The organism is Streptomyces sp. NBC_00012, assembly GCF_045040875.1.
Classification (GTDB): domain Bacteria; phylum Actinomycetota; class Actinomycetes; order Streptomycetales; family Streptomycetaceae; genus Streptomyces.
The window spans coordinates 3510665-3537088 of sequence record NZ_CP108309.1 but is presented as its reverse complement, the minus strand read 5'-3'; the positions used below and the strand labels follow the sequence as shown (position 1 = coordinate 3537088).

Sequence of the window (26424 nt, the reverse complement as noted above, 5' to 3'; positions counted from 1 at the left end):
GGGTCGACCGATCCGGAGGGGGATCCATGACCGTGTCCGAAACCACTGCCGCCGTCGGCGTACAGGCTCTGCGACCGCATGCCGAGGACGCCTTCGCCCATGAGCTGAAGGCCCTCGCCGCGGCCGACGACCGCCCGCGGCCCGCCCGTTGGAACCTTTCCCCGTGGGCCGTCGCCACCTACCTGCTCGGTGGCACGCTGCCGGACGGCACCGTGATCACACCGAAGTACGTGGGCCCGCGCCGCCTCGTCGAGGTCGCCGTGACCACGCTCGCCACCGACCGGGCCCTGCTGCTCCTCGGCGTTCCGGGCACCGCCAAGACCTGGGTCTCGGAGCACCTCGCGGCCGCCGTCAGCGGCGACTCGACACTGCTCGTCCAGGGCACGGCGGGCACCCCGGAAGAGGCGGTCCGCTACGGGTGGAACTACGCGCAGCTGCTCGCGCACGGGCCCAGCCGCGACGCCCTGGTGCCCAGCCCGCTCATGCGCGCCATGTCCGAGGGCATGACGGCGCGGATCGAGGAGCTCACCCGCATCCCCGCCGATGTGCAGGATTCGCTCATCACGATCCTGTCGGAGAAGACGCTGCCCGTCCCCGAGCTGGGACAGGAGGTCCAGGCGGTCCGCGGGTTCAACGTCATCGCCACCGCCAATGACCGTGACCGCGGCGTCAATGAACTGTCCAGCGCCCTGCGCCGCCGGTTCAACACCGTCGTGCTCCCGCTGCCCGCCACCCCGGACGCCGAGGTCGACATCGTGTCCCGGCGCGTCGACCAGATAGGGCGCTCGCTCGACCTCCGGGCGGCACCGAACGGCATGGCCGAGATCCGGCGCGTCGTCACGGTCTTCCGCGAACTGCGCGACGGAGTCACTACCGACGGCCGCACCAAGCTCAAGTCCCCCTCGGGGACGCTGTCGACGGCCGAGGCGATCTCCGTCGTCACCAACGGCCTGGCCCTGGCCGCGCACTTCGGCGACGGGATGCTGCGCCCCGGCGATGTGGCGGCGGGCATCCTCGGCGCGGTCGTCCGCGATCCCGCTGCCGACCGCGTGGTCTGGCAGGAGTATCTGGAGACCGTGGTCCGGGAGCGGGACGGCTGGAAGGACTTCTACCGCGCCTGCCGCGAGGTATCCGCATGACCGGGGACGAGCGTCCTGCGGGACCACTGCTGCTGGGGGTGCGGCACCACGGACCGGGTTCGGCCAGGGCCGTCCGCGCGGCGCTGGACGCCGCCCGCCCGCAGGCCGTGCTCGTCGAAGGCCCCCCGGAGGCCGACGCACTGCTGCCGCTGGCCGCCGACGACCGGATGAGGCCACCCGTCGCGCTGCTGGCCCATGCCGTCGACGACCCGGGGCAGGCGGCGTTCTGGCCGCTGGCCGCGTTCTCGCCCGAGTGGATCGCGATCCGCTGGGCCCTGGAGCACGGCGTTCCCGTCCGGTTCATCGACCTGCCCGCGGCGAACTCCCTGGCCATGGCGCAGGCCGCAGAACGCGAGGCGGCCGGCGGCGAGGACGGGAACGCGGAAGCGGACGGGAACACGGAAGCGGACAGAGAGAACGGGACAGCAGACGGAGACGGAGGGAGCGGGGGAGCTGGAGGAGCGGACGGCGGGGAGGGCGCGGGCGGTTCGACCGAGCGGGCCCCGATCGACCCCATCGGTGCGCTCGCCGGGGCGGCGGGCTACGACGACCCGGAGCGCTGGTGGGAGGACGTCGTCGAACACCGCGCGCGGGACGGCGAAGCCGTCGACCCGTTGGCACCGTTCGCCGCCCTGGCCGAGGCGATGACCGCTTTGCGCGAGGTGTACGGGGACGGCGGCCACCCCCGTGACGCCGTCCGCGAGGCGCATATGCGCATCCAACTCCGCAAGGCGGGCAAGGAGTTCGGCGACGACATCGCGGTCGTCTGTGGTGCCTGGCACGTGCCCGCGCTCGGCACGGGGACCACGCTCACCGCCGACCGCGCGCTGCTCAAGGGGCTGCCCAAGGTCAAGACCGAGCTGACCTGGGTGCCCTGGTCGCACCGGCGCCTCGCCCGGCACAGCGGTTACGGGGCGGGCATCGACTCGCCCGGCTGGTACGGACACCTCTTCGACGCCCCGGACCGCCCGATCGAGCGATGGATGACCAAGGTCGCCGGACTCATGCGCGACGAGGACCGGTTCGTGTCGTCCGCCCATGTCATCGAGGCCGTGCGGCTCGCCGAGACCCTGGCCGCCATGCGCGGGCGCCCGCTCGCCGGACTGAGCGAGACGACCGACGCGGTCCGCGCCGTGATGTGCGAAGGCTCCGATGTGCCGCTCGCGCTCGTCCAGGACCGGCTGATCGTCGGCGAGACCCTCGGTGAAGTGCCGGACACCGCCCCCGCCGTTCCCCTGCAGCGCGACCTCACCCGTCAGCAGCGCACACTGCGGCTCAAACCGGAGGCGCAGGAGCGGGAGCTGGAGCTCGACCTGCGCAAGGACAACGACGCGGCCCGCAGCAGGCTCTTGCACCGGCTGCGTGTCCTCGCCGTCGGCTGGGGCGAGCCCACCGCCGGACGGGCGAGCACCGGCACCTTCCGGGAGAGCTGGCGGCTGCGCTGGGAGCCCGAGCTCTACGTACAGGTCGCGGAGGCCGGGACCTGGGGCACCACCGTGCTCTCCGCGGCCACCGCCAAGGCCGGGGCGCAGGCGGCCTCGGCGACCGCGCTTGCCGAGGTCACGGCACTCGCCGAGCAGTGCCTCCTGGCCGAACTGCCCGAGGCGCTCCCCGTCGTGATGCGGGCCCTCGCCGACCGCGCCGCGCTCGACACCGACGTCGGCCGTCTCGCCGACGCGCTCCCCGCGCTGGCCCGCACCCTGCGCTACGGCGACGTGCGGTCCACGGACACCGCGGCACTCGCGGAGGTCGCGGCCGGGCTCGCCGAGCGGATCTGCGTCGCGCTGCCACCCGCCTGCGTCGGGCTCGACGCCGACGGAGCCGCCGAACTGCGCGGCCGGGTGGACGGGGTCCACACCGCGATCGGGCTGCTCACCGGGGCCGACCCGGCGAACGCCGGCACGGACGCGGACGGGCTGCGCGAGCGGTGGACGGCCGTACTGCACAAGCTCGCCGCCAGGGACACGGTCGCCGGGGTCGTCCGGGGGCGCGCGACCCGCCTGCTGCTCGACGACGGACGGCTCGCGCGGGACGGCGCCGCACGGCTGATGGGGCTGGCCCTCTCGCCCGGCACGCCCCCGGCCGATGCCGCGGAGTGGATCGAGGGATTCGTCGGCGGAGCCGCCGGTGGAGGCATGCTGCTCGTCCACGACGAGCGGCTGCTCGGCCTGGTCGACGCCTGGCTCACCGGGGTGCCCGCCGACCGGTTCGCCGATGTGCTGCCGCTGCTGCGGCGCACGTTCTCGGCGTACGAGGCGGGCGTACGGCGCACCCTGGGCGAGCTCGTGCGGCGCGGCCCGGCCGCCGCAGGACCGGCAGCCACGGGCACGGGGGCCGGGGCGACGGCACCCGGGTTCGGCCCGCGACTGGACGAGGCCCGGGCCGACGCGGTCGAGCCGGTGCTGCGCCTGCTGCTCGGAGTGCACGACGATTGGGGCCCGGACGGCGGCGCCCGGTCCGGGCAGGCCGAAAGAGCCGCGAAAGCCGAGGAACCGCTGGGGGCAACGGGATGACCACGGACACGACCGGCACCACATCACACCCGCCGCACTCACCGGGCGCACCGCACCCGTCTGACGGAGCACACCCACTGCATGCGCCGGACGCAGCACATCCACCGCGTACACCGCACGCACCGGACGCGCCGCACCCGCCGCAGCCCGGCCCGGTGAACGACGAGCGGCTGCGGCGGTGGCGGCTGGTCCTGGGCGGGGACAGCGCCGAGAGCACCGGCTGCACTCTCACCGGGCGCGACGCCGCGATGGACGGCGCACTGACCGCGCTGTACGGCGACGGAGGCAAGCAGAGCGGCCGGGGCCGGAACAGCCGCTCGGCCGGACTCGGGGCCTCCGCCCCCTCCGTGGCCCGCTGGCTCGGCGACATCCGCACGTACTTCCCCAGCTCCGTCGTCCAGGTCATGCAGCGCGACGCGATCGACCGGCTCGGTCTCTCCGCACTGCTCCTCGAACCGGAGATGCTGGAGGCGGTCGAGGCCGACGTGCATCTCGTGGGCACGCTCCTCTCGCTCAACAAGGCCATGCCCGAGACGACGAAGGAGACCGCCAGAGCGGTCGTGCGCAAGGTCGTCGAGGATCTGGAGAAGCGGCTCGCCGCCCGCACCCGGGCCACACTCACCGGCGCGCTGGACCGCTCGGCGAAGATCGACCGGCCCCGACACCACGACATCGACTGGGACCGAACCATCCGGGCCAACCTCAAGAACTACCTCCCCGAGTACGGCACCGTCGTACCCGAGCGGCTCATCGGCTACGGGCGGGCCGCCCGGTCCGCGAAGAAGGACGTCATCCTCTGCATCGACCAGTCGGGGTCGATGGCCGCCTCCGTCGTCTACGCCTCCGTCTTCGGCGCGGTGCTCGCCTCCATGCGCACCCTGCGGACGAGGCTCGTGGTCTTCGACACCGCGGTGGTCGACCTCACCGACCAGCTCGACGACCCCGTGGACGTGCTCTTCGGCACCCAGCTCGGCGGCGGCACCGACATCAACCGCGCGCTCGCCTACTGCCAGTCGAGGATCACCCGCCCGGCCGAGACCGTCGTCGTGCTCATCAGCGACCTCTACGAGGGCGGCATACGCAACGAGATGCTGAAGCGGGTGGCCGCGATGAAGGCTTCCGGTGTGCAGTTCGTGACGCTGCTCGCGCTGTCCGACGAGGGCGCGCCCGCCTACGACCGCGACCACGCGGCGGCGCTCGGCGCCCTGGGCGCACCGGCCTTCGCGTGCACCCCGGACCTCTTCCCGGAGGTGATGGCGGCGGCCGTCGAGAAGCGGCCGCTTCCCGTGCCGGACAAGGAGACCCACCGGTGACACGCTGCCGTTCTGTCCACTGACACACGGCCACCGGCGTGATCTGTGACCGTAATCACCGCTCAGGTGTGATCTCTGATTTAGGGTCCTGCGGACCACGGGGATAACCTGCGAGATGGACATGCCGCGTATCCGGGGTCACCGTGTGCGCATTCCTAGTGACAGAGCAGTCACGTTGCCTCTCGCGGCACGCCCACGCAGAAAACCAACCGCGAGACCATTGATTAAGGGACGGACGCGCGTGGACCTGTTCGAGTACCAGGCGAGGGACCTCTTCGCCAAGCACGGTGTACCGGTGCTGGCCGGTGAAGTCATCGACACGCCTGAGGCAGCCCGCGAGGCGACCGAGCGGCTGGGCGGCAAGTCTGTCGTCAAGGCGCAGGTGAAGGTCGGTGGCCGCGGCAAGGCCGGCGGCGTCAAGCTGGCCGCCACTCCCGACGAGGCGGTCGCCCGCGCGACCGACATCCTCGGCATGGACATCAAGGGCCACACGGTCCACAAGGTGATGATCGCCGAGACCGCGCCGGAGATCCTTGAGGAGTACTACGTCTCGTACCTCCTCGACCGCACCAACCGCACCTTCCTGGCCATGGCTTCGGTGCAGGGCGGCATGGACATCGAGGAGGTCGCGGAGAAGACCCCCGAGGCCCTCGCGAAGGTCCCGGTCAACGCCGTCGACGGCGTCGACATCGAGAAGGCCCGCGAGATCGTCGCCCAGGCGAAGTTCCCGGCCGAGGTGGCCGAGAAGGTCGCCGAGGTGCTGGTGACGCTGTGGGACACCTTCGTCGCCGAGGACGCGCTCCTCGTCGAGGTGAACCCGCTCGCCAAGGTCGCCTCCGGCGACATCCTCGCGCTCGACGGCAAGGTGTCTCTCGACGAGAACGCCGACTTCCGTCAGCCCGAGCACGAGGCTCTCGAGGACAAGGCCGCAGCCAACCCGCTCGAGGCTGCCGCCAAGGCCAAGAACCTCAACTACGTCAAGCTCGACGGCTCGGTCGGCATCATCGGTAACGGTGCCGGTCTGGTCATGTCGACCCTGGACGTCGTCGCGTACGCCGGTGAGAACCACGGCAACGTGAAGCCCGCCAACTTCCTCGACATCGGTGGCGGCGCCTCCGCCGAGGTCATGGCGAACGGCCTGGAGATCATCCTCGGCGACCCGGACGTCAAGTCCGTCTTCGTCAACGTCTTCGGTGGCATCACCGCCTGTGACGAGGTCGCCAACGGCATCGTCCAGGCGCTCGCGCTGCTCAAGTCCAAGGGCGAGGAAGTCACCAAGCCGCTGGTCGTGCGCCTCGACGGCAACAACGCGGAGCTGGGTCGCAAGATCCTCTCCGACGCCAACCACCCGCTGGTTCAGCGCGTGGACACCATGGACGGCGCGGCCGACAAGGCTGCCGAGCTCGCCGCGGCTGCGAAGTAAAGGACGAGGGACTCCAACACCATGGCAATCTTCCTCACCAAGGACAGCAAGGTCATCGTCCAGGGGATGACCGGCGCCACCGGCATGAAGCACACCAAGCTGATGCTCGGTGACGGCACCAACATCGTCGGCGGCGTGAACCCCCGCAAGGCCGGTACCTCCGTCGACTTCGAGGGCACCGAGGTTCCCGTCTTCGGGACCGTCGCCGAGGCGATGGAGAAGACCGGCGCGGACGTGTCCGTCCTCTTCGTGCCGCCGGCCTTCGCGAAGGCCGCCGTCGTCGAGGCGATCGACGCCGAGATCCCCCTCGCGGTCGTCATCACCGAGGGCATCGCCGTCCACGACTCCGCCGCCTTCTGGGCGTACGCGGGCTCGAAGGGCAACAAGACCCGGATCATCGGCCCGAACTGCCCCGGCCTGATCACCCCTGGCCAGTCCAACGCCGGCATCATCCCGGGCGACATCACCAAGCCCGGCCGCATCGGTCTCGTGTCCAAGTCCGGCACGCTGACCTACCAGATGATGTACGAGCTCCGTGACATCGGCTTCTCGTCCGCCGTCGGCATCGGTGGCGACCCGGTCATCGGTACGACGCACATCGACGCCCTCGCGGCGTTCGAGGCCGACCCCGAGACCGACCTGATCGTGATGATCGGCGAGATCGGCGGCGACGCCGAGGAGCGCGCGGCCGATTTCATCAAGGCCAACGTCACCAAGCCGGTCGTCGGTTACGTCGCGGGCTTCACCGCCCCCGAGGGCAAGACGATGGGCCACGCCGGCGCCATCGTCTCCGGCTCCTCCGGCACCGCCCAGGCGAAGAAGGAGGCCCTCGAGGCCGCCGGCGTCAAGGTCGGCAAGACGCCGACCGAGACCGCCAAGCTGGCTCGCGAGATCCTCGGCGCCTGATCGCTCCTCCACTCCGGAGCAGCACCGCAGTATCGCGTCACCGCACAGACGGCGCGGGTCCGTACCCGATCAAGGGGTACGGACCCGCGCCGTTTCTGTCGCTCCTCCTCCGCGTCCCGGGGACGGCTCAGCCCACCGCGGGGACCAGCCGGGCCGGGCCCCGCACGAGCTCGCCGTGCAGCTGCTTGTGCAGCTTCAGGTCCTGTGGCGTCAGCTTCTGCGGACCGCCGCGCGGCGGCACCCCGCCGACCTGCTGGGCGGGTGACTCCGGAGTCTCGTGCCGGGTCGGGGCCGTACCCAGCGTGAACAGTGTCAGCCCGGTGATCAGCACCGTGAACGAGACGGCCGCCCGGGTCCACAGCTGGGCCTTGCGCTCGCTGTCCGTGCGGATCACGGCGGACGAGGGCAGCGAGCCGGCGGGCTCGGCCAGGGCGAGCGCACCCAGCCGCTCGTGCAGCAGCGCCGACTGCTCGGCCGGCGACGAGCCCGCCGCCAGCTCGGGCAGCCGCTCGGCGACCGCGGCGCGGGCGTTCATCAGCCTGCCCGCCGCCGCCGGAGTGCTCGCCTCCGTCTCGGCCGCCGTCTCCGGCAGGTCCAGGCCGACACCGTCGTAGAGCAGCAGGGTGCGGCGGTAGGACGGCGGCAGCTCCAGCAGCGCGTCGAGCAGGGCCCGCGGACCGGGTTCGGCCGGCGGCGGGTCGAGCCGGCGGTGGGCGCGGCGCAGCCGGTGCCACGGCGACATGGCGTACTCGTACGCGGCGGCCCGCACCCAGCCCACCGGGTCCCGGTCCACCGCGACCTCGGGCCAGCGTTCCCAGGCCAGCGCGAAGGCCCGTGCGACGGACTCCCGGGAGAGGTTCCGGCGCCCGGTCAGCAGAAACGTCTGGCGGAACAGGGCGTCGGCGGAGTGCTTGTACAAGGCGTCGAACGCCTCGTCGGGGGAGAGCCCACCGGGGGTCGGTCCGGCGGTTTCGGCCGCGGGGGCCGGGTCGGGCATCGTGGATGAGTCGGGCAGATCGGGGGTGGTGCCAGGCTCGGTCGGGGCCATGACGGTGCTCCCGGTGGCTTCGACGGGGGTCGGCGGACGCGACGGCGACTTCGTGGACGTCACCGGCTTGGACAGCCTGGCGACCGTCTTCGGCGCCGTCGGACGTGCCGCACGTTTGACCGCGGCCTTCGGCCGGGTGTTCGGGGCGCCCGGCTTGGTCCGGGCGCTCGACGGGGTGGCCTGCGGGTTCGGCCGGCCACTGCTGATCAGCCTGGCGTACGCTTCGCGTTTCCGCCCCCTGGGCGTGGTGCGACCGGTCTCCCAGGACCGGACCGTGGCGCGGGTGACGCCCACGGCCGCCGCGACCTGCGCTTCACTCAGTGACTTCGCCTCACGCAGTCTGCGCCGCTCCTTGGGGGAGGGGAGCGGATGCGCGGAGGCCGTATCGGTCGAGTTCTGTGTCATGAAGGACCCCCGGCCGGGCTGCACTGGGTGGAAAAGTACATAAACGCATATTGAGCGACACGGCGGCCATTCGCCTGTTACGCGGAATAAGTGCGTGTCGTTGGGAGCATGGCCATGTGACCCAAGTGACCGGAAGCAGCCCGTCGTTGTCGGCCGAGCAGAGCCGGTCCGCCGCGCTGACGTACGCCCTCCTGCGCGGAGCGATTGCGGCCGGGCTGGGACTGGGCTCGATCACCGTTCTCGTCCTGGTGCTGTGGATCAGCTCCCCCACCTCCGACAGCAGCCCCGGAGGGGCGCTCCACGCGGCGGCCGGGCTCTGGCTGCTCGCCCACGGCGCGGAGCTGATCAGGGCCGACACGCTCAGCGGGGTTCCCGCCCCGGTCGGCCTCGTTCCGCTGCTCCTCGCCGTCGTGCCGGTGTGGCTGGTGCACCGGGCGGCGCGGGACGTCCTGGTGCCGGACGAGGGGCGCCCGGTCCCCTCGGCGGTGGGGGCGTTCTCCATGGTCGTCACCGGATATCTGCTGGTCGGGGCCGCTGTCGCGTATTACGGGTGGGACGGTTCGCTGTCCGTGCACCCGCCGTCGCTGATCTTCCCGTCGGCCATCGTGGTGACGGGCGCGGCGGCGGCCGGGGTCTGGACGGCGGCCGGGCGACCGGTCGGGCCGCCGCCGTCCTGGGCGCCGGTGAGCCTGCACGAGGCGCTGGCACGGGGTCGGTTCAGGGAGCACGCGGGGACGGCGTTCCGGGCGGCGGCGGCCGGGGTGGCGGTGCTGCTCGGCGGCGGGGCGCTGCTCGTCGCGGTGGCGCTGGTGTGGCATGCGCACCCCGCCCAGCAGTCGTTCGGCCACCTCTCGGGCGACTGGGCGGGCCGGGCCTCGGTCTTCCTGCTCGCGCTGGTGCTGGTGCCGAACGCGGCGGTGTGGGGTGCGGCGTACGGGCTCGGGCCGGGCTTCGCCCTCGGCACGGCGTCCACGGTCACCCCGCTCGCCTTCTCGGGGCGCCCGGCGCTGCCCGGCTTCCCGCTGCTCGCCGCGATGCCCGCCGCGGGCCCGGGAACCGCCCTGAACTGGTCGGCCGCCGCGATTCCGGTCGCGGCCGGGGTGACGATCGCCTGGTTCACGGTCCGGCTGGCCGCGCCCTCGCACGCCGCGCGGGAGGACGCCTGGAGCCCGCGGGAGACCGCGCTGACGGCCGCTCTGGCGGCGGTGGGGTGCGGGGCCGGGACGGCGGTGCTCGCCGCAGCCGCCGGGGGGCCGCTCGGCACCCGGACGCTGGCGGAGTTCGGGCCGGTGTGGTGGCTCACGGGCGCGGCGGCCCTGGTGTGGACGGCGCTGCTCGGCGTCCCAGGCGCGCTGCTGCTGCGGGCCTGGCGGCTGCGGGAGCGCGGAGCGGGCGGGTGGTGGCGGCGAGTGCGCGTGGTGCCGACGGAGGCGGGCGAGGCTGGCGAGGCCGGCGAGGAGGGACGGGAGTCCTGGAAGCCGGGTCCGCGACCGGATCGGGTCCCGGCGCCGGTCTCCGCGTCCGCGCCCGCACCCGCGTCCGCGCCCGCACCCGCGTCCGCACCCGCACCCGCACCCGCACCCGCACCCGCACCCGCACCCGCACCCGCGTCCGCCTTCACGCCCGCGTCCACACCCGCCCCCGCCGCAACGCCCGCCCCCGCGTCCACGTCCGAGCAGGCGCGGCGGGAATCGCACGGCGGTGACCTGCGCTGGTGGCGGCGGTCGGGGCGTCAGGGCGGCGGAGCGGTGGCCGGGCCGGAGCAGGGGGACGAGCCGGACGCCGGGTCCGTGAGCCCTTCCGGGACCGCTCCCGCCGCGGCGCCGCCACCGCCCGCGAAGCCCGCCGCCCGCACGTCCGTTCCGGACGGGGACGAGGGCTTCGAGACGTACGACTTCCTGCCGACCGACCCATGGCACGAGCGGACGGCCCGGCCCGAAGAGGCCGGGCCGTCCGGAACCACCTGAACGCCTGGGGCGGCCCGGGGGCGTGCTCGCCCCAAGGCCCGAGCGACTAGCTCTTGACGCCGAAGAAGGGCTCCAGCGGCTTCGGCAGCTTGTCGTTGCAGGACAGCTGGCCGGTCTTGGTCAGGGCGTCGTTCACGCAGGTGTAGTAGTCGCGGTAGACCAGCTGCACGGTGTACGTCGTCGCGACGATCGAGAGCGCGAGCAGTGCCGTCACCAGGCCGCTGACCGCGGCCGTGGTCTGCTGCCGACCGCCCGGAGCGGCGGCGGCGCCGGCCGCCGGAGCCCGCCCGGCAGCGGCGGCACCGGATGCCCGAGCCGGGGCGGCCGGGTCCGACGCCCGGCCGGAGCCGTCGGCAGCCGTGGCGGAGGCGCTCTTCGGCTTGGCCCGGAGCGCGCTGATCGCCCAGTACACGGAGAGCGCGCCGAGCAGCAGGGCGATCTCCGGGAAGTCGAAGAGGGCGAAGAAGAAAGCCCACATGCCGCCCAACAGGGCATAACGTGCACGGCGCTGGGCGGGGTCGGTCGGGTCCCAGCGCAGCCCGCCGGGGCTGCCCTCGGGCCCGCCCTGGCCGTTCGGCCCGCCCTGGCCTCCGGGACGGCCGCCGAAGCCGCCGCTCTGGCGGCCGGGCTGCCGGCTGCTCCACTGGCCGCCCCAGGCCGGCCGGTCGTCGGAGGAGCCGTCCTCGGAGGAGCCGTCCCCGTTGCCCCGGCCGTCTCCGTCGGCGTCGCCGTTGCCGGTGTTCGAGGGGCGGCGGGGCTGCCAGGGCTGGTCGGGCCGGTTCGCGGGCGGTGCGGCGAACGGGTTCTCCTCCGCCTGGCCGGAGGACCCGGACGTGCCGGAGGAGGAAGAGGAGCCCGTGGGGGACTGGCGTTCTCGCATCAGCAGTGAGGTCCGCTCGGGCAGCGGCTGGCGGAAGGCGGTGCGGCGGCGTCGGTCCGGCATGTGGTGAACGTCTTCCCCATCTCGTCATTTCCGCCCTGTGGACGGTTCGCTGTCCCCTGACGCTACCTCCCGCCCAGGAGCGGCCGAAAGCTGGGAGCGGGGCCCGGGCAGCCGATATCCGCCCCCTGGACCTGTTGTTCCTCCCCGGAGCCCGGCCGGCCGCCGTTCACCCCCGTCCCGTGGGGGTCCCCCGAGGTGCCGGTATCGTTGCTGACGGTCGGCTGGTTCGTAGGGTTCCCCGTATCGAGGGGTTCAGTTCTTTCGTACGTCCATACAAATCAGCGTCCATACAGATCAGCGTCGCTCTGCTTCACGACGCGAGAACCACCACGCGAGAAAGGGCCCAGCCGTGGCCTCCCCGCCCCCCTCCGCCGCCCCGGCACGCCTGGTCGTACTGGTCTCCGGTTCGGGTACGAACCTTCAAGCCCTGCTCGACGCCATCGGCGACGACCCCGAGGGCTTCGGCGCACGGATCGTCGCGGTCGGCGCCGACCGCCCCGGCATCGTCGGTCTGGAGCGGGCGGAGCGCGCCGGACTGCCGACCTTCGTGTGCCGGGTCAAGGACCACGCCACCCGCGAGGAATGGGACGCGGCGCTCGCGGCCGCGACGGCCGAGCACCGCCCCGACCTCGTGGTGTCCGCGGGATTCATGAAGATCGTGGGCAAGGAGTTCCTCGCCCGGTTCGGCGGCCGGTTCATCAACACCCACCCCGCCCTGCTCCCCAGCTTTCCCGGTGCCCACGGAGTGCGCGACGCGCTCGCGTACGGCGTGAAGGTCACCGGGTGCACCGTCCACTTCGTCGACGACGGCGTCGACACCGGTCCGATCATCGCGCAGGGCGTGGTCGAGGTGACCGAAGAGGACACGGCGGAGGGCGAAGAGGCCCTCCACGAACGCATCAAACAAGTCGAGCGCAAGCTGCTCGTCGAGGCCGTGGGGCGGCTCGCCCGTGACGGCTATCGCATTGAGGGACGAAAGGTTCATCTCGGTCATGTCGGTGAATAAGCCCATCCGCCGCGCCCTGGTCAGTGTCTACGACAAGACGGGGCTCGAAGACCTCGCCCGCGGTCTGCACGAGGCGGGTGTCGAGCTGGTCTCCACCGGCTCCACCGCCGGGAGGATCGCCGCCGCCGGGGTGCCGGTCACCAAGGTCGAGGAGCTCACCGGCTTCCCCGAGTGCCTCGACGGCCGCGTCAAGACGCTGCACCCCCGCGTCCACGCCGGCATCCTCGCCGACCTCCGTCTGGACACCCACCGTGAGCAGCTCGCCGAGCTGGGCGTGGAGCCGTTCGACCTGGTGGTCGTCAACCTCTACCCGTTCAAGGAGACCGTCGCCTCCGGCGCCTCCGCCGACGAGTGCGTGGAGCAGATCGACATCGGCGGCCCGTCGATGGTCCGCGCCGCCGCCAAGAACCACCCGTCCGTGGCCGTCGTCACCAGCCCCGACCGGTACGCCGATGTCCTCGCCGCGGTCGGGGCGGGTGGCTTCGACCTGACCACTCGCAAGCGCCTGGCCGCCGAGGCGTTCCAGCACACCGCCGCCTACGACGTGGCCGTGGCCTCCTGGTTCGCCGACGACTACGCCGCAGCCGACGACTCGGGCTTCCCCGACTTCTTCGGCGCGACGTACGAGCGGAAGAACGTCCTGCGGTACGGCGAGAACCCGCACCAGCCCGCCGCGCTCTACACCTCCGGTGCCGGTGGCCTGGCCGAGGCGGAGCAGCTGCACGGCAAGGAGATGTCGTACAACAACTACACGGACACCGACGCCGCGCGCCGGGCCGCGTACGACCATGCCGAGCCGTGCGTCGCGATCATCAAGCACGCCAACCCGTGCGGCATCGCGATCGCCGACGACGTCGCCGAGGCGCACCGCAACGCGCACGCCTGCGACCCGCTGTCGGCCTTCGGCGGTGTCATCGCCGTCAACCGTCCGGTGACCGTCGCCATGGCCGAGCAGGTCGCGGAGATCTTCACCGAGGTCATCGTCGCCCCGGCGTACGAGGACGGCGCGGTCGAGGTCCTGGCCCGCAAGAAGAACATCCGCGTGCTGCGCTGCCCCGACGCCCCGACCGCCCCGGTCGAGGTCAAGCCGATCGACGGCGGCGCGCTGCTCCAGGTCACCGACCGCCTCCAGGCCGAGGGCGACGACCCGGCCAACTGGACCCTCGCCACCGGTGAGGCCCTGACCGCCGACGAGCTGAAGGAGCTCGCCTTCGCGTGGAAGGCCTGCCGCGCGGTCAAGTCCAACGCGATCCTGCTCGCCAAGGGCGGCGCCTCGGTCGGCGTCGGCATGGGCCAGGTCAACCGCGTCGACTCCGCGAAGCTGGCCGTCGAGCGGGCGGGCGAGGAGCGGGCGCGCGGTGCGTACGCCGCCTCCGACGCGTTCTTCCCGTTCCCGGACGGGCTGGAGATCCTGACCGCAGCCGGTATCAAGGCCGTGGCCCAGCCCGGCGGTTCTGTCCGTGACGAGCTGGTCGTCGAGGCCGCGGAGAAGGCGGGCGTGACGATGTACTTCACGGGCACGCGGCACTTCTTCCACTGACGGTCCACAGCCCGAAGGGCCGGAACTCCGCGAGGAGTTCCGGCCCTTCGGGTGTTGTGCGCGGTGCGTGCTACTTCTTGATCACCAGGGTGCCGGCGGCACGGTCGTGCCAGCCCTGCAGCTTCCCGGAGTTGTCGAAGAACGGCGAGAGGTAGACCAGGAGCGCGCCGATGTAGCAGAGGAACACGCCGACGATCGGGATGATCCAGCGGATGAACCCGCCGCCGAGGCCCGGGTTCAGGCCGGTGTTCTCCTTGACGACCTTCAGGCCGAGGGCCATCTTGCCGACGGTCGCGCCGACCAGCGAGATCATCAGCCACTCGTAGAGCAGCGTGATCAGACCGAATATCAGGATCATGCCGAGCATGGTGGCGATGAAGCCGCTGCTCGCCTCGTTCACACAGGACTGGTAGCCGGGGTCCAGCGAGGAGCCGCACTCGTCGACGCTGTCCGCCACGCCCATCGCGCCGGCCAGGCCGATCGCGCTGAGGATGCCGTAGAGGACACCGATGACCACCGCGTCGATGCAGCGCGCGCCGAGGCGGCGGCCCATCGAGGCGACCTGGACGGTGCCCAGGACCGGGACGTTGATGTACCCGTTGTTGGCCTGGAGGGTGCCCGGGGCCTGCTGCGGGTAGCCGTAACCGGGCTGGCCCTGCGGCTGGCCGGGCTGCTGCGGGTAGCCGTAGCCCGGCTGGCCCTGCGGCTGGCCCGGCTGCTGCGGGTAGCCGTAACCGGGCTGGCCCTGCGGCGGCTGGTTCGGCTGCTGGCCGTACGGGTTGTTCGGATTCGGGTTCGGGTCGCCGAAACTCATCTGGGCGTTCCTCCAACGTGCGTGCGGGGACGATGCGGCCGCACGGAGGAAAGAAGAGTCAGTGGTCCGCCCCCCGGTACTTCTGCGGCACTGCGGTCATAATCGTTATAAGCGGAATGTAAGTTTGTCCAGCCACGGCGGTCGATGTTGCGCAAGTGCAACATCGCGTACGCCCCCGGTACCCGAATTGGTACGCGGGCGGGGTCATCCGCGAGTATGGGGACATGACTGCCCAGATTCTCGATGGCAAGGCCACCGCAGCCGCGATCAAGTCCGATCTCACCGTCCGCGTGGCGGCCCTCAAGGCACAGGGCATCACCCCTGGCCTGGGAACCCTGCTCGTCGGGGACGACCCGGGCAGCCGGTGGTACGTGAACGGCAAGCACCGCGACTGCGCGCAGGTCGGCATCGCCTCCATCCAGCGCGAACTCCCCGACACCGCCACCCAGGAGGAGATCGAGGACGTCGTACGGGAGCTCAACGCCAACCCCGAGTGCACGGGTTACATCGTGCAGCTGCCCCTGCCCAAGGGGATCGACACCAACCGCGTCCTCGAGCTGATGGACCCGGCCAAGGACGCCGACGGCCTGCACCCGATGAACCTCGGCCGCCTCGTGCTGAACGAGACGGGCCCGCTGCCCTGCACCCCGCAGGGTGTCGTCCAGCTGCTCCGTCACCACGGAGTGGAGATCAACGGGGCGCACGTCGTGGTCGTCGGCCGCGGCGTCACCATCGGCCGGTCCATCCCGCTGCTGCTGACCCGTAAGTCCGAGAACGCCACCGTCACCCAGTGCCACACCGGTACGCGTGATCTCTCCGCCCAGCTCAAGCAGGCCGACATCATCGTCGCCGCGGCCGGGGTGCCGCACATCATCAAGCCCGAGGACGTGAAGCCGGGCGCCGCCGTGCTCGACGTCGGCGTCAGCCGGGACGAGAACGGCAAGATCGTCGGGGACGTCCACCCGGGCGTGGCCGAGGTCGCCGCCTGGCTCTCCCCGAACCCGGGCGGAGTCGGCCCGATGACCCGTGCCCAGCTGCTCGTCAACGTGGTCGAGGCGGCCGAGCGCAACGCGGCCGCGGCCGTCTGAGCCGGCCGACCCGATCCGGAGGGAACCCCATGGGTGCTGGTACGAGTCCGGCCGACCCGTCCGCCTCGGCGGACGGCACGTCCGCGTCGCCGTCCCGCGCGGACGCGCCGGGCACGACTGAGAGCGCGGCGGACGGCACCGCACCGGACCAGGCCGCGACCCGTGACGACGGGGCCCGTAACGACGAGGCCCGTGAGGGTGCGGGCGACGGCGGCACGGGCTCCGGCTCGCGTCGGTCGCGGCGCTTCCCGTCGTTCACCCGGGACACCGCGCGCCCCGAGGGCGGCGGCCGGGCCGCGTCCGGGGACGCGCCCGCCCCGGCCCGTCAGTGGCCGCTGCTCGCCGTGCTCTGCACGGCCGGGATCGGACTGCTGATCGTGGCGGTCGACCCGTTCGCCGAAGCCTTCCGGGTCGGCACGATGCTGATCGGCGTGGCACTCCTCGGGGGCGCCGTGCTGCGGCTCGTGGTGCCGTCGGTGGGCATGCTGGCGGTACGTTCCCGCTTCACCGACCTGGTGACCTACGGGCTGCTCGGCTTCCTCATCGTGATGCTCGCGCTGGTGGCGCAGCCCGAGCCGTGGCTGGACATTCCGTTCCTGGAACAGGCGGTCCACTTCACCATCCGCTGAGCCGGCGGTCCGCCGCGCCCACAGAAAGCGGAAGGTGTCCGTCCCCTCCCCCGAGGAGGGACGGACACCGGTATCGGGGCCCGCCGGAACGTGGACGTCCCGGAACGCGGTGACTTGAGCGGCCTCGCCCCGTCCGGACTTCAGCCTGGTCGACGGGGTGAGACCGGTTCAAGGGATGCCTGTGGCCTGTGGCACGGAAGTGACCATTCCGCCACTGTGTGATCGTCCGGCAACGGATCTCCGGACCGAGGGGGTGCGGCTCTCCGGGCCGAGGGTGCTTGGCTCTCCGGCCCGAGGGCGTGCGGCGGGGGGCGCGCGGCAGCCGGGTGCGCGGTTCCGGATACCCCCATGCGCCCCGTGCCGATGACCCGTTGCCCCACGTTGACGCCCGCTCCTGGGTAGTCCGGAACGGATTACGACCGGATCCGGGCAAGGGGGAGCAATGCCTCGCTGGTAGGCGCTGTCGGAGGAACTCGATCCGCAGGGGGCTGAGCATCGCCGCGGTGGCCGACCGCACGGGATACAGCAGGACCTCGTGGGAGCGGTATCTGAACGGGCGGTTGTTCGCGCCGAAGGGGGCGGTAGTCGCGCTCGCCGAGGCCATGGGCACCAGCCAGGCGCATCTGACGACCATGTGGGAGCTGGTGGAGCGGGCCTGGAGCCGTTCCGAGCCGCGCCAGGACAAGACGGTGCTGAGCGTCAGGATCCCCGGGGCGGGAGATGCGGGCGATGCGGGTGATGCGGGCGGCGAGGGCCACGCAGGCGGTGCGGGCCACGCGGGCAGCGCGGAGGTGCGGGAGGTGCGGGCAACGCGGGGATACCGCCCAGGGACCCGGTCACGGTCCGCTTCAGCGGCGGCCGCACACGGCCGGCCGTGCTCCTCGCGGGTGTGGTCGGCGTGCTGCTGGTGCTTGCCGCGGTGCTGCTGCTCCTGACCGGTCCTGGGCTCTGACGGCGGACCGCACGGGAGCCGCCGGCGGGCCGTCACCGGGCCGCCGCCTCCCGGGTGACCGGGGTTCGGCCGGGTGAGCGCTGTGTGACGGGTTGTGTGCGGTGCCACAGGGGGCAGGGCGGCCGGGAGGTTCCGGGTCGGATAGCCTGATCGCTGGATATCTCTTCACATCAAGATTCAGACCAGGGATGTCCAGCACCAGGGGCAGGGACCCCCACCGCCAGCTGTCTAACGGAGATCGCCATGACCCGCACTCCCGTGAATGTCACCGTGACCGGCGCAGCCGGCCAGATCGGCTACGCGCTGCTCTTCCGCATCGCCTCCGGCCACCTGCTCGGCCCGGACGTGCCGGTCAACCTGCGTCTCCTGGAGATCCCGCAGGGCCTGAAGGCCGCCGAGGGCACCGCGATGGAGCTCGACGACTGCGCCTTCCCGCTGCTGCGCGGCATCGAGATCACCGACGACGCCAACAAGGCGTTCGACGGTGCCAACGTCGCCCTGCTGGTCGGCGCCCGCCCGCGTACGAAGGGCATGGAGCGCGGCGACCTGCTCTCCGCCAACGGCGGCATCTTCAAGCCGCAGGGCAAGGCCATCAACGACAACGCCGCGGACGACATCAAGGTCCTCGTCGTCGGCAACCCGGCCAACACCAACGCGCTCATCGCGCAGGCCGCCGCCCCGGACGTACCGGCCGAGCGCTTCACCGCGATGACCCGCCTGGACCACAACCGCGCGATCTCGCAGCTGGCCGCCAAGACCGGTGCCGCCGTCTCCGACATCAAGAAGCTGACGATCTGGGGCAACCACTCGGCGACCCAGTACCCGGACATCTTCCACGCGGAGATCGCCGGCAAGAACGCCGCCGAGCTCGTCAACGACGAGGCGTGGCTGGCCGACACCTTCATCCCGACCGTCGCCAAGCGCGGCGCCGCGATCATCGAGGCCCGTGGCGCGTCCTCGGCCGCCTCGGCCGCCAACGCCGCCATCGACCACGTGCACACCTGGGTCAACGGCACCGCCGCGGGCGACTGGACCTCCATGGGTATCCCGTCGGACGGCTCCTACGGCGTGCCCGAGGGCATCATCTCGTCCTTCCCGGTCACCACGAAGGACGGCAAGTACGAGATCGTCCAGGGCCTGGACATCAACGAGTTCTCCCGTGCGCGCATCGACGCCTCGGTGAAGGAGCTCACCGAGGAGCGCGACGCGGTTCGCGAGCTCGGCCTGATCTGATCCGTACGCCCTGATCTGATCCGTGCGCCTCTCCAGGCGCACCCCGCCGCCCCCGGCAGCGACCGACCGCTGCCGGGGGCGGCGGCGCATCCGAGCGGCGGTGGCCGGGAACTGACCGCACCACTTCCCGAGTCTGCGCTGTCATGCGCGTGACGATGATCCTTCCGGCACTGACCGAGGCGACCAGCCCGCTGTTCCGCCCCATCAAGTACTCGCTCTTCCCGCCGCTCGGCCTGGCGACCCTCGCCGGGTACCTCGACCCGGACGACGAGGTGACGCTCCTCGACGAGCACGTCGAGCGGGTGGACATCGAGGCGCTCGACACCCCCGACCTCCTGGTCGTCCAGCCGTACATCACCTCCGCCCGGCGCGGCTACGAGATAGCCGACCACTTCCGTGCCCGGGGCGTCCACGTCGCCATGGGCGGTCTCCATGTGACCTCGCTCCCGGACGAGGCCGCGGCCCACGCCGACACGATCTTCACCGGGCCGGGCGAGGACACCTGGCCGCTGTTCCTCAAGGAGTTCCGCGACGGGGTGCCGGGCCGCCGGTACGACTCGAAGCTGCGCACCCTGGCCGGACTCCCGCCGGTGCGGCGGGACCTGATCAAGCGGCAGCTGTATCTCGTACCGAACTCGATCGTCGTCTCGCGCGGCTGCCCGCACCACTGCGACTTCTGCTACAAGGACGCCTTCTTCGAGGGCGGGAAGTCCTTCTACACCCAGGCCGTGGACGACGCGCTCGCCGAGATCGAGCGGCTGCCCGGCAGGCACCTGTACTTCCTCGACGACCATCTGCTCGGCAACCGGCGCTTCGCGGAGGCGCTCTTCGACGGGATGGCCGGCATGGGACGGCTCTGGCAGGCCGCCGGCACCGTGAAGTCCGTGCTCCAGCCGGACCTGCTGGAGCGCGCCGTGGACGCGGGGCTGCGCAGCCTGTTCGTCGGCTTCGAGACCGTCAACAGCGCGAACCTCGCCGAGCGGCGCAAGGACCAGAACATCGGCAAGGACTACGCGGCCGCCGTCCGCCGGCTCCACGACGCCGGGGTCATGGTCAACGCCAGCTTCGTCTTCGGGCTCGACCACGACGGCCCGGACGTCTTCGACCGTACGGTGGAGTGGGCCGTCGAGCAGGGCATCGAGACGGCCACCTTCCACATCATGACGCCGTATCCCTCCACCGGTCTGTGGAAACAGATGGAGGCCGAGGACCGGATCGTCCACCGGGACTGGGACCTCTACGACACCCGCCACGTCGTCTACCGCCCCAAGGGTATGACGCCGCGCCAGCTGGAGGACGGGTACTGGCGGGCGTACCGCGACTTCTACCGGTGGTCCAACATCTGGCGCGGTGCGGCCGCCCAGCCGGGCACGCACGAACGGCTCAGGCACCTGGCGTACTCGGGCGGCTGGAAGAAGTTCGAGCCCGCCTGGGACGCCCTGATCCGTTCCCGCCGGGTGGTGCGGGCCATGCCGATGCTGGAACGGACCCTGGCAGCCTTCGGCGGCAGACGGGCCTGAGCGCTCAGCCCTTCCGGAGGCCGTCCGCGATCTCGCGCAGTGCCGCCATGGCCCGGTGCTGCAGCCCGGGGCCGAAGGTGATCCGGGCGGCGCCCAGCTCGCCCAGCCGGCGCGGGGCCGGGCCGTCCGGCCGGGCCAGGGCGTTGAGCGGGGCCGGGACGGCGGCGGCCAGCACCGGCAGCGCCTCGGGCGGGGCCATGATCGGGTAGACGCAGTCCGCGCCCGCCGCCACGTACAGCAGAGCGCGCCGGACGGTCTCCGCCTCCGGGTCCGTGCCCTCGGGGACGCCCCGGACGTAGGTGTCGACGCGGGCGTTCACGAAGAGCGCGTCGCCCGCGGCCGCCCGCACCTCGGCGAGCCGGTCCGCCTGCCGCTGGGCGTCGACGAGGGTGCCGTCGGCCGAGTCCTCCAGATTGCAGCCGACGGCCCCGGTGCCGAGGAGCCGTTCCACCAGCTCCTCGGGTGCCAGCCCGTACCCCGCCTCGATGTCCGCCGAGACGGGCACGGAGGCCGGGACGGCCCGCACGATCCTGGCCACGGCCGCGAACATCTCGTCGGCGGGCGTCGCCCCGTCCTCGTAGCCGAGCGAGGCCGCGACCCCGGCGCTCGGTGTGGCGAGCGCCTGGAAACCCGCGTCGGCGAAGACGCGTGCGCTTCCCGCGTCCCACGGGCCGGGGACGATCAACGGGTCGCCGGGGGTGCGGTCGTGATGCAGGGCGCGAAGGACGGATGCGGTCACGCGGGGCTCCTGGGAGGTGTCGGGGAGTGGCGCCGGGCGTCGGGTCCGGCGGGCTCAGTGCTTGATGTCGCCCGGCGTGTAGTGACCGGGGGCCATGCGGGTGGTCACCGCGAAGCGGTTCCAGGCGTTGATCGTCGTGATCGCGGCGATGAGGTGGGCGAGCTCCGTCTCGTCGAAGTGCTTCGAGGCCTTCTCCCACACCTCGTCCGGCACGAAACCGTCGGTCAGCACCGTCACGGCCTCGGTCAGCTCGATGGCCGCGATCTCCTTGGGCGTGTAGAAGTGCTGCGACTCCTCCCAGGCACTGAGCTGGATGATCCGCTCGACGGACTCACCGGCCGCCAGCGCGTCCTTGGTGTGCATGTCGAGGCAGAACGCGCAGTGGTTCAGCTGCGAGGCACGGATCTTCACCAGCTCCCCGATGACCGGGTCGAGGCCCCGGCGGGACGCCGCGTCCAGCCGGACCATCGCCTTGTAGACATCGGGGGCGAGCTCGGCCCAGGACGGCATGCGGGGGGTGTGCTCGGGGTTGAGCCCGGAGGTCGGGTGGCTGTGCTCGTTCGTCGTCATGGGTACGACGTTAGGGGGCTGATGGCGCAACGGTATGGTCCATTCCCATGACAGATCCATGGGCCACTTTCGGTGCCGACCTGCATCTCGAAACCACCGGTGCGGCCGGACTGCGGGCCGGGCTCATGGACGCGCTGCGCGAGGCCGTGCGGACGGGGCGCCTGACGCCCGGCACCCGGCTGCCGTCGTCCCGCAGCCTCGCCGCCGACCTGGGCATCGCCCGGAACACCGTCGCCGACGCCTACGCGGAACTGGTCGCCGAGGGATGGCTCACCGCCCGGCAGGGCTCGGGCACCCGGGTGGCGCAGCGGGCCGAGCCGCGCCGTCCGGCCGCCCGGTCCGTACGGGCCCGCACGGTGCGGCCCCGGCCCACCCACAACCTGCTGGGCGGGTCGCCCGACCTCTCGACGTTCCCGCGCGCCGACTGGCTCAAGGCGTCCCGGCGCGCCCTGACGGTGGCGCCGAACGACGCGTTCGGGTACGGCGATCCGCGCGGGCGCGCCGAACTGCGCACCGTACTCGCCGACTACCTGGCACGGGCCCGCGGCGTCTACGCCGACCCGGAGCGGATCATGATCTGTGCCGGTTTCGTGCACGCGCTGAAGCTGATGGGGCCGGTGCTGCGCAAGCGGCGGGTGCGGGAAGTGGCCGTCGAGTCGTACGGGCTGGACATCCACCGGAACCTGCTCGTCGACGCCGGGCTGCGGCTGCCCTGCCTGCCGGTCGACGGACTTGGGGCGAGGACCGGCGAGCTGGCCGGGATGCGGGGCGTGGGCGCGGTCCTGATGACGCCCGCGCATCAGTTCCCGACGGGTGTGCCGCTCCACCCCGACCGGCGGGCCGCGGCCGTGGACTGGGCGCGCGGCACGGGCGGGCTGATCCTGGAGGACGACTACGACGGCGAGTTCCGGTACGACCGGCAGCCGGTCGGTGCGCTCCAGGGCCTCGACCCCGAACGCGTGGTGCACCTGGGCACGACGAGCAAATCGCTGGCACCCGGGCTGCGGCTGGGATGGATGGTGCTGCCGGAGGCGCTGGTGGGGGAGGTGTCCGGGGCCAAGGGGGTGAGCGACTGGTCGTCGAGCGCGCTGGACCAGCTGACACTCGCGGAATTCATCGCATCGGGTGCGTACGACCGCCATGTGCGCTCGATGCGGCTGCGCTACCGGCGCCGCCGCGACCAGCTCGTCGCGGCGCTGGCGGAACGGGCCCCCGGTGTCCGGGTCAGCGGCATCGCCGCCGGGCTGCACGCCGTGCTCGAACTGCCCGAGGGCACCGAGCCGTCGGTGCTCCGGTCGGCGGCGTGGCAGGGCCTGGCCCTGGAGGGGATCTCGCGCTTCCGGCACCCCGATGCCGGTCCGGGCCGCGACGGGCTGGTCATCGGTTACGGGAGACCCACGGACAGTGCCTGGCCGGGTGCGCTGGACGCACTTCTCCGGGTGCTGTCCTGAGGCGGCGGGGCCGGATGCCCGTCGCTCTCAGTCGCCGAGCGCCAGCCGTACACCGAACGCGGCGATGACGGTCCCGGTGATCCGGTCCAGCACCCGGCGTGCCTGCGGTCTGCGGAGCCAGCCGTGCAGCACGCGGGCGAAGCCCACGAGCACGGCCGACCACACCAGGCCCATCAGGATGTGTACGGCGGTGAGCAGGAGCCCCATCGTGAAGTGACCGGTGTCGGCCGGGATGAACTGGGGCAGGACGGCGACGTAGAAGGCACCCATCTTCGGGTTGAGGAGGTTGGTGAGCACCCCCTGCCGCCAGCCACCGGCGAACGAGTCCGCGCCGGCCAGGAGAGCGGCTTCGTCCGTGCCGGTGACGGGCAGCCCCCGGAAGGTGTCGCGGAGCATGCGGACGCCCATCCAGACGAGATAGGCCGCGCCGGCCCAGCGCAACGTCACATAGGCGAGATGCGAGGCCGTGAGGAGTGCGGTGACCCCGAGGGAGGTGAGCACGCCCCACAGCAGGGTGCCGGACTGGATTCCGAGGACGACGCCCCAGGCCCTCCTGCGCCGGCCGAGGGCCGAGGTGCGCAGGACCAGAGCGGTGTCGAGTCCGGGAGTGAGAGTGAGAAGCCCTACGACGAGGGCGAAGGACCACAGCGCGGTGCCAATTGCCATGGAAGGCCAGCGTACGCCACCTTTTCGGCGGGGCGGCCCGGCCGGCCGGGCCGCGGCGCGGGTCACTTCTCGCAGCGATCCCGCTCGGCCGCGCTCTCGGCCGGACCCGGGGCGTCCGCCGGGGCCTCGCCGAACCGGGCCAGGGCCAGTGCGCCCGCCACCGCCACCACGAAACCGGCGACCGCCACCCACTCCAGGCCCTCGCGGGTGCGGTCGCCGAGCCAGATCACGCCGACCAGCGCCGGTCCGATCGTCTCGCCGAGCACCATGCCGGCCGTCGCCGTCGTCACCGAACCACGTTGCAGGGCCGAGGTGAGCAGCAGGAACGCCGAACCGCCGCCCAGCAGCAGCGCGTACGCGGCAGGGTCGGCGAGCAGCGCCGTCGGGGACACGTCGTCGATCAGCCGGACCGTGACCTCCACCACCCCGAAGCCGCATCCCGCGCCGAGCCCCAGCACGAGCGCCCGCGGCCTCTCCGGGAGGCGGCCGGCCGCCGCGCCGATCAGCAGGATGCCCAGGGCGATCCCGAGCATCGACCAGGCCAGGGCCGCGGAACCGGCCCCGTGGCCCTCGCCGCCGGATGCGAGCCCCAGCATGCCGAGGCCGGCGCAGACGACGCCGACGGCGGTCCACTCGACGCCGCTCAGCCGCACCTTGAGCAGCCGGGCGGCGACCACCGCCGTCACCGCGAGGCTCGCGGCCAGCGCGGCGCCGACCGCGTAGATCGGCAGGGAACGCAGGGCGATGATCTGGAGGACGAAGCCGCAGCCGTCCAGGGCGAGTCCGGCGACGTACCGCCACTGGCGCAGGGCGCGCAGCAGCAGCGCCGGATCGACCCCCGCGTCCGACCCCGGCTCGGCGGCGGCCCGCGCGGCGACGGCCTGGAGGACCGAGGCCGTACCGAAGCAGACGGCGGCGCCTAGTGCGCAGATCATCCCGAAGATCACATAGTGACTCTACTTGTGGACATCCGGTGCACCGGCTTCCCGCCGTCATCGACAGGCATTTAATCTGACGAGTGGTCGCATTGGCTTGATTCGTACGACGGGGGAGTCGGAAACATGGCGCGCAGGCTGAGGTCGAGCACGGTCGTGCTCGGCGGCATGGGGGTGCTCGCGGCGATGATCACCTCCTGCGGTTCGGAGCCGGACAAGCGGTGCGTCGACCCGCTGACCCGCGACAAGCTGCCCAGCTACGAGTGCAAGAACGGCAAGGGCTCGTACTACTACGGCGGCAGCAGCAAGAACGGCAAGGTGGAGGGCGGCAGTTTCGACAAGTCCGCGGTCGACCGCGGCGGTTTCGGCTGCTCGGGCACCGGCGGCGGCTGAACCGGCATGGAACGTCGCACCGCAACGCCCCGCCCCGACTGGCAGCGGACGGTGGAGGAGCAGGGGATCGTCTTCCCGCTCACCCGCTACCCGGACGGATCGCTGCGCCCGTACTGGGACGAGAGCGCCTACTACGTCTTCTCGCTGCCAGAGGTCGAGGCACTGGAGGACGTCGTCGAGGAACTGCACACCATGTGCCTGGCCGCCGCCGCGCACATCGTGGAGTGCGACCGGTTCGCCGAACTCGGCATCACCGACCGGCGGTTGGCCGCTCTGATAGCCCAGTCCTGGCAGCGGCGGGACGAACTTCCGTCCCTGTACGGCAGGTTCGACCTGCGCTACGACGGCACCGGCCCGGCGAAGATGCTGGAGTACAACGCGGACACCCCCACCTCCCTGGTGGAGGCCGCGAGCGCCCAGTGGTTCTGGATGGAGGACCTTTTCCCGGGCGCCGACCAGTGGAACTCGCTGCACGAACGGCTCGTCGCGGCCTGGAAGCGGCAGGCCCCCCTGCTGCCGCCGGGCCCGCTGCACTTCGCGCACTCCGACGGCGACGAGCTGGGCGAGGACCTGATGACGGTCGCGTATCTGCGCGAGACCGCGGAACAGGCCGGCATCGACACGGAGGCGCTCTCCGTCGAGCAGATCGGCTGGGACCGGCTGAGCGGGCGGTTCGTCGACGAGCGGCTCCGCTTCATCCGGAGCTGCTTCAAGCTGTATCCGTGGGAGTGGCTGGCGACCGACCGGTTCGGCCCGCATGTGCTCGACACCCTCGACAACGGCGGCGGTACGGGCACCACCTGCTGGATCGAGCCCGCCTGGAAGATGCTGCTGTCCAACAAGGCGCTGCTGGCGATCCTCTGGGAGCTCTACCCCGGCCACCCGAACCTGCTGCCCTCCTACCTCGACGGTCCCCGCGAACTCGCGGCGGACACGGGAGACGGCGGCGGCCGCGGATACGTCTCCAAGCCCCTGCTCGGCCGCGAGGGCGACGGGGTCGTGATCCATGAGCCGGGAAGCCCCGCGGCGCCGCGGGACGAGCCGTGCTGTTACCAGGAGCTGGCACCGCTGCCGGACTTCGACGGCAACCGTGTGGTGCTGGGCGCGTGGGTCGTCGAGGACGAGGCGGCCGGGCTCGGCATCCGCGAATCGGCAGGCCCGGTCACGGACGAGTACGCCCGCTTCCTGCCGCACGTCATCCTCTAGGGACTCCAGGGACTCCAGGGATTCC

The 26424-nt window shown here is 72.2% G+C and carries 23 protein-coding genes; 16 read left to right on the top strand and 7 right to left on the bottom strand.

Features of this window, described 5'->3' with window-relative positions; all coding sequences use genetic code 11:
• Positions 1–26 precede the first annotated feature (26 nt).
• From OHA19_RS16030 to sucD, 5 genes are all read left to right on the top strand, one after another.
• A complete protein-coding gene (locus OHA19_RS16030) occupies positions 27–1139 on the top strand; it encodes an AAA family ATPase (protein WP_405750595.1) in 1113 nt (370 codons plus the stop codon).
• Positions 1136–3652, top strand: coding sequence for a DUF5682 family protein (locus OHA19_RS16025; protein ID WP_405715952.1), 2517 nt, complete (start codon positions 1136–1138; stop codon positions 3650–3652). The genes OHA19_RS16030 and OHA19_RS16025 overlap by 4 nt, the downstream gene beginning before the upstream one ends.
• Positions 3649–4965 (top strand): VWA domain-containing protein, encoded by a 1317-nt coding sequence (locus tag OHA19_RS16020; protein ID WP_405715954.1) that lies wholly within the window; start codon positions 3649–3651, stop codon positions 4963–4965. The genes OHA19_RS16025 and OHA19_RS16020 overlap by 4 nt, the downstream gene beginning before the upstream one ends.
• A 241-nt stretch (positions 4966–5206) precedes the next feature.
• Positions 5207–6388, top strand: a complete 1182-nt coding sequence (gene sucC, locus OHA19_RS16015) for an ADP-forming succinate--CoA ligase subunit beta (RefSeq protein WP_405715956.1) — start codon at positions 5207–5209, stop codon at positions 6386–6388.
• Positions 6389–6409: 21 nt separating this feature from the next.
• Positions 6410–7294, top strand: a complete 885-nt coding sequence (sucD, locus tag OHA19_RS16010) for a succinate--CoA ligase subunit alpha (RefSeq protein WP_405715958.1) — start codon at positions 6410–6412, stop codon at positions 7292–7294.
• Positions 7295–7421: 127 nt separating this feature from the next.
• Here the strand turns inward: sucD and OHA19_RS16005 are convergent, their stop codons facing one another.
• Positions 7422–8747, bottom strand: coding sequence for a helix-turn-helix domain-containing protein (locus tag OHA19_RS16005; RefSeq protein ID WP_405750592.1), 1326 nt, complete (start codon positions 8745–8747; stop codon positions 7422–7424).
• Between the two features lie 125 nt (positions 8748–8872).
• On the opposite strand from OHA19_RS16005, the gene OHA19_RS16000 reads away from it, so the two are divergent.
• Positions 8873–10714 (top strand): DUF6350 family protein, encoded by a 1842-nt coding sequence (locus OHA19_RS16000; RefSeq protein WP_405753261.1) that lies wholly within the window; start codon positions 8873–8875, stop codon positions 10712–10714.
• Between the two features lie 46 nt (positions 10715–10760).
• Here OHA19_RS16000 and OHA19_RS15995 read toward each other — a convergent pair whose 3' ends face one another.
• Positions 10761–11657, bottom strand: coding sequence for a hypothetical protein (locus tag OHA19_RS15995; protein WP_405715962.1), 897 nt, complete (start codon positions 11655–11657; stop codon positions 10761–10763).
• Between the two features lie 349 nt (positions 11658–12006).
• On the opposite strand from OHA19_RS15995, the gene purN reads away from it, so the two are divergent.
• Positions 12007–12663 (top strand): phosphoribosylglycinamide formyltransferase, encoded by a 657-nt coding sequence (gene purN, locus OHA19_RS15990; RefSeq protein ID WP_405750589.1) that lies wholly within the window; start codon positions 12007–12009, stop codon positions 12661–12663.
• Positions 12650–14203, top strand: coding sequence for a bifunctional phosphoribosylaminoimidazolecarboxamide formyltransferase/IMP cyclohydrolase (gene purH / locus OHA19_RS15985; protein WP_405715966.1), 1554 nt, complete (start codon positions 12650–12652; stop codon positions 14201–14203). Before purN ends, purH begins: the two co-directional genes overlap by 14 nt.
• Positions 14204–14273: 70 nt before the next feature.
• Here the strand turns inward: purH and OHA19_RS15980 are convergent, their stop codons facing one another.
• On the bottom strand, positions 14274–15017 hold the full coding sequence (locus tag OHA19_RS15980) for an RDD family protein (RefSeq protein ID WP_405715968.1): 744 nt from the start codon (positions 15015–15017) through the stop codon (positions 14274–14276).
• A 224-nt stretch (positions 15018–15241) separates the two neighbouring features.
• Between OHA19_RS15980 and OHA19_RS15975 the strand changes: the two genes are divergently transcribed.
• From OHA19_RS15975 to OHA19_RS15955, 5 genes are all read left to right on the top strand, one after another.
• Complete coding sequence (locus OHA19_RS15975; RefSeq protein ID WP_124716850.1) at positions 15242–16105, top strand: bifunctional methylenetetrahydrofolate dehydrogenase/methenyltetrahydrofolate cyclohydrolase; 864 nt, start codon at positions 15242–15244, stop codon at positions 16103–16105.
• 29 nt (positions 16106–16134) lie between these two features.
• Complete coding sequence (locus OHA19_RS15970; protein ID WP_405715969.1) at positions 16135–16734, top strand: DUF3017 domain-containing protein; 600 nt, start codon at positions 16135–16137, stop codon at positions 16732–16734.
• Between the two features lie 503 nt (positions 16735–17237).
• A complete protein-coding gene (locus OHA19_RS15965) occupies positions 17238–17669 on the top strand; it encodes a helix-turn-helix domain-containing protein (RefSeq protein ID WP_405715971.1) in 432 nt (143 codons plus the stop codon).
• A 260-nt stretch (positions 17670–17929) separates the two neighbouring features.
• Positions 17930–18919: a malate dehydrogenase gene (locus OHA19_RS15960; protein WP_342281989.1), complete on the top strand. Its 990-nt coding sequence runs from the start codon at positions 17930–17932 to the stop codon at positions 18917–18919.
• Positions 18920–19062: 143 nt separating this feature from the next.
• Complete coding sequence (locus OHA19_RS15955) at positions 19063–20439, top strand: B12-binding domain-containing radical SAM protein (protein ID WP_405715973.1); 1377 nt, start codon at positions 19063–19065, stop codon at positions 20437–20439.
• A gap of 4 nt (positions 20440–20443) precedes the next feature.
• On the opposite strand, the gene OHA19_RS15950 is transcribed toward OHA19_RS15955, so the two are convergent.
• Together OHA19_RS15950 and OHA19_RS15945 are read right to left on the bottom strand one after the other, a co-directional pair.
• Positions 20444–21178, bottom strand: a complete 735-nt coding sequence (locus OHA19_RS15950) for an isocitrate lyase/phosphoenolpyruvate mutase family protein (protein ID WP_405715974.1) — start codon at positions 21176–21178, stop codon at positions 20444–20446.
• A gap of 54 nt (positions 21179–21232) precedes the next feature.
• Complete coding sequence (locus tag OHA19_RS15945) at positions 21233–21748, bottom strand: carboxymuconolactone decarboxylase family protein (protein WP_405715976.1); 516 nt, start codon at positions 21746–21748, stop codon at positions 21233–21235.
• Between the two features lie 47 nt (positions 21749–21795).
• Between OHA19_RS15945 and OHA19_RS15940 the strand changes: the two genes are divergently transcribed.
• Positions 21796–23199: a PLP-dependent aminotransferase family protein gene (locus OHA19_RS15940; protein ID WP_405715978.1), complete on the top strand. Its 1404-nt coding sequence runs from the start codon at positions 21796–21798 to the stop codon at positions 23197–23199.
• A 27-nt stretch (positions 23200–23226) separates the two neighbouring features.
• Here the strand turns inward: OHA19_RS15940 and OHA19_RS15935 are convergent, their stop codons facing one another.
• On the bottom strand, positions 23227–23865 hold the full coding sequence (locus tag OHA19_RS15935) for a LysE family translocator (RefSeq protein ID WP_405715980.1): 639 nt from the start codon (positions 23863–23865) through the stop codon (positions 23227–23229).
• A 62-nt stretch (positions 23866–23927) separates the two neighbouring features.
• Positions 23928–24800, bottom strand: a complete 873-nt coding sequence (locus OHA19_RS15930; RefSeq protein WP_405721801.1) for a hypothetical protein — start codon at positions 24798–24800, stop codon at positions 23928–23930.
• Between the two features lie 126 nt (positions 24801–24926).
• Here OHA19_RS15930 and OHA19_RS15925 point away from each other — a divergent pair, with 126 nt between their 5' ends.
• Both OHA19_RS15925 and OHA19_RS15920 read left to right on the top strand, forming a co-directional pair.
• A complete protein-coding gene (locus OHA19_RS15925) occupies positions 24927–25193 on the top strand; it encodes a hypothetical protein (RefSeq protein WP_351255764.1) in 267 nt (88 codons plus the stop codon).
• Positions 25194–25199: 6 nt separating this feature from the next.
• On the top strand, positions 25200–26399 hold the full coding sequence (locus tag OHA19_RS15920) for a glutathionylspermidine synthase family protein (protein WP_405715982.1): 1200 nt from the start codon (positions 25200–25202) through the stop codon (positions 26397–26399).
• Positions 26400–26424 lie beyond the last annotated feature (25 nt).

What these genes read in the sequence shown, in the direction of transcription:
- OHA19_RS16030 (WP_405750595.1), top strand. Translation starts at nt 27, where the DNA reads ATGACCGTGTCCGAAACCACTGCCGCCGTCGGCGTACAGGCTCTGCGA.
- OHA19_RS16025 (WP_405715952.1), top strand. Translation starts at nt 1,136, where the DNA reads ATGACCGGGGACGAGCGTCCTGCGGGACCACTGCTGCTGGGGGTGCGG.
- OHA19_RS16020 (WP_405715954.1), top strand. Translation starts at nt 3,649, where the DNA reads ATGACCACGGACACGACCGGCACCACATCACACCCGCCGCACTCACCG.
- sucD (WP_405715958.1), top strand. Translation starts at nt 6,410, where the DNA reads ATGGCAATCTTCCTCACCAAGGACAGCAAGGTCATCGTCCAGGGGATG.
- OHA19_RS16005 (WP_405750592.1), bottom strand. Translation starts at nt 8,747, where the DNA reads ATGACACAGAACTCGACCGATACGGCCTCCGCGCATCCGCTCCCCTCC.
- OHA19_RS15995 (WP_405715962.1), bottom strand. Translation starts at nt 11,657, where the DNA reads ATGCCGGACCGACGCCGCCGCACCGCCTTCCGCCAGCCGCTGCCCGAG.
- purH (WP_405715966.1), top strand. Translation starts at nt 12,650, where the DNA reads ATGTCGGTGAATAAGCCCATCCGCCGCGCCCTGGTCAGTGTCTACGAC.
- OHA19_RS15980 (WP_405715968.1), bottom strand. Translation starts at nt 15,017, where the DNA reads ATGAGTTTCGGCGACCCGAACCCGAATCCGAACAACCCGTACGGCCAG.
- OHA19_RS15975 (WP_124716850.1), top strand. Translation starts at nt 15,242, where the DNA reads ATGACTGCCCAGATTCTCGATGGCAAGGCCACCGCAGCCGCGATCAAG.
- OHA19_RS15970 (WP_405715969.1), top strand. Translation starts at nt 16,135, where the DNA reads ATGGGTGCTGGTACGAGTCCGGCCGACCCGTCCGCCTCGGCGGACGGC.
- OHA19_RS15960 (WP_342281989.1), top strand. Translation starts at nt 17,930, where the DNA reads ATGACCCGCACTCCCGTGAATGTCACCGTGACCGGCGCAGCCGGCCAG.
- OHA19_RS15955 (WP_405715973.1), top strand. Translation starts at nt 19,063, where the DNA reads ATGCGCGTGACGATGATCCTTCCGGCACTGACCGAGGCGACCAGCCCG.
- OHA19_RS15945 (WP_405715976.1), bottom strand. Translation starts at nt 21,748, where the DNA reads ATGACGACGAACGAGCACAGCCACCCGACCTCCGGGCTCAACCCCGAG.
- OHA19_RS15940 (WP_405715978.1), top strand. Translation starts at nt 21,796, where the DNA reads ATGACAGATCCATGGGCCACTTTCGGTGCCGACCTGCATCTCGAAACC.
- OHA19_RS15935 (WP_405715980.1), bottom strand. Translation starts at nt 23,865, where the DNA reads ATGGCAATTGGCACCGCGCTGTGGTCCTTCGCCCTCGTCGTAGGGCTT.
- OHA19_RS15930 (WP_405721801.1), bottom strand. Translation starts at nt 24,800, where the DNA reads ATGATCTGCGCACTAGGCGCCGCCGTCTGCTTCGGTACGGCCTCGGTC.
- OHA19_RS15925 (WP_351255764.1), top strand. Translation starts at nt 24,927, where the DNA reads ATGGCGCGCAGGCTGAGGTCGAGCACGGTCGTGCTCGGCGGCATGGGG.
- OHA19_RS15920 (WP_405715982.1), top strand. Translation starts at nt 25,200, where the DNA reads ATGGAACGTCGCACCGCAACGCCCCGCCCCGACTGGCAGCGGACGGTG.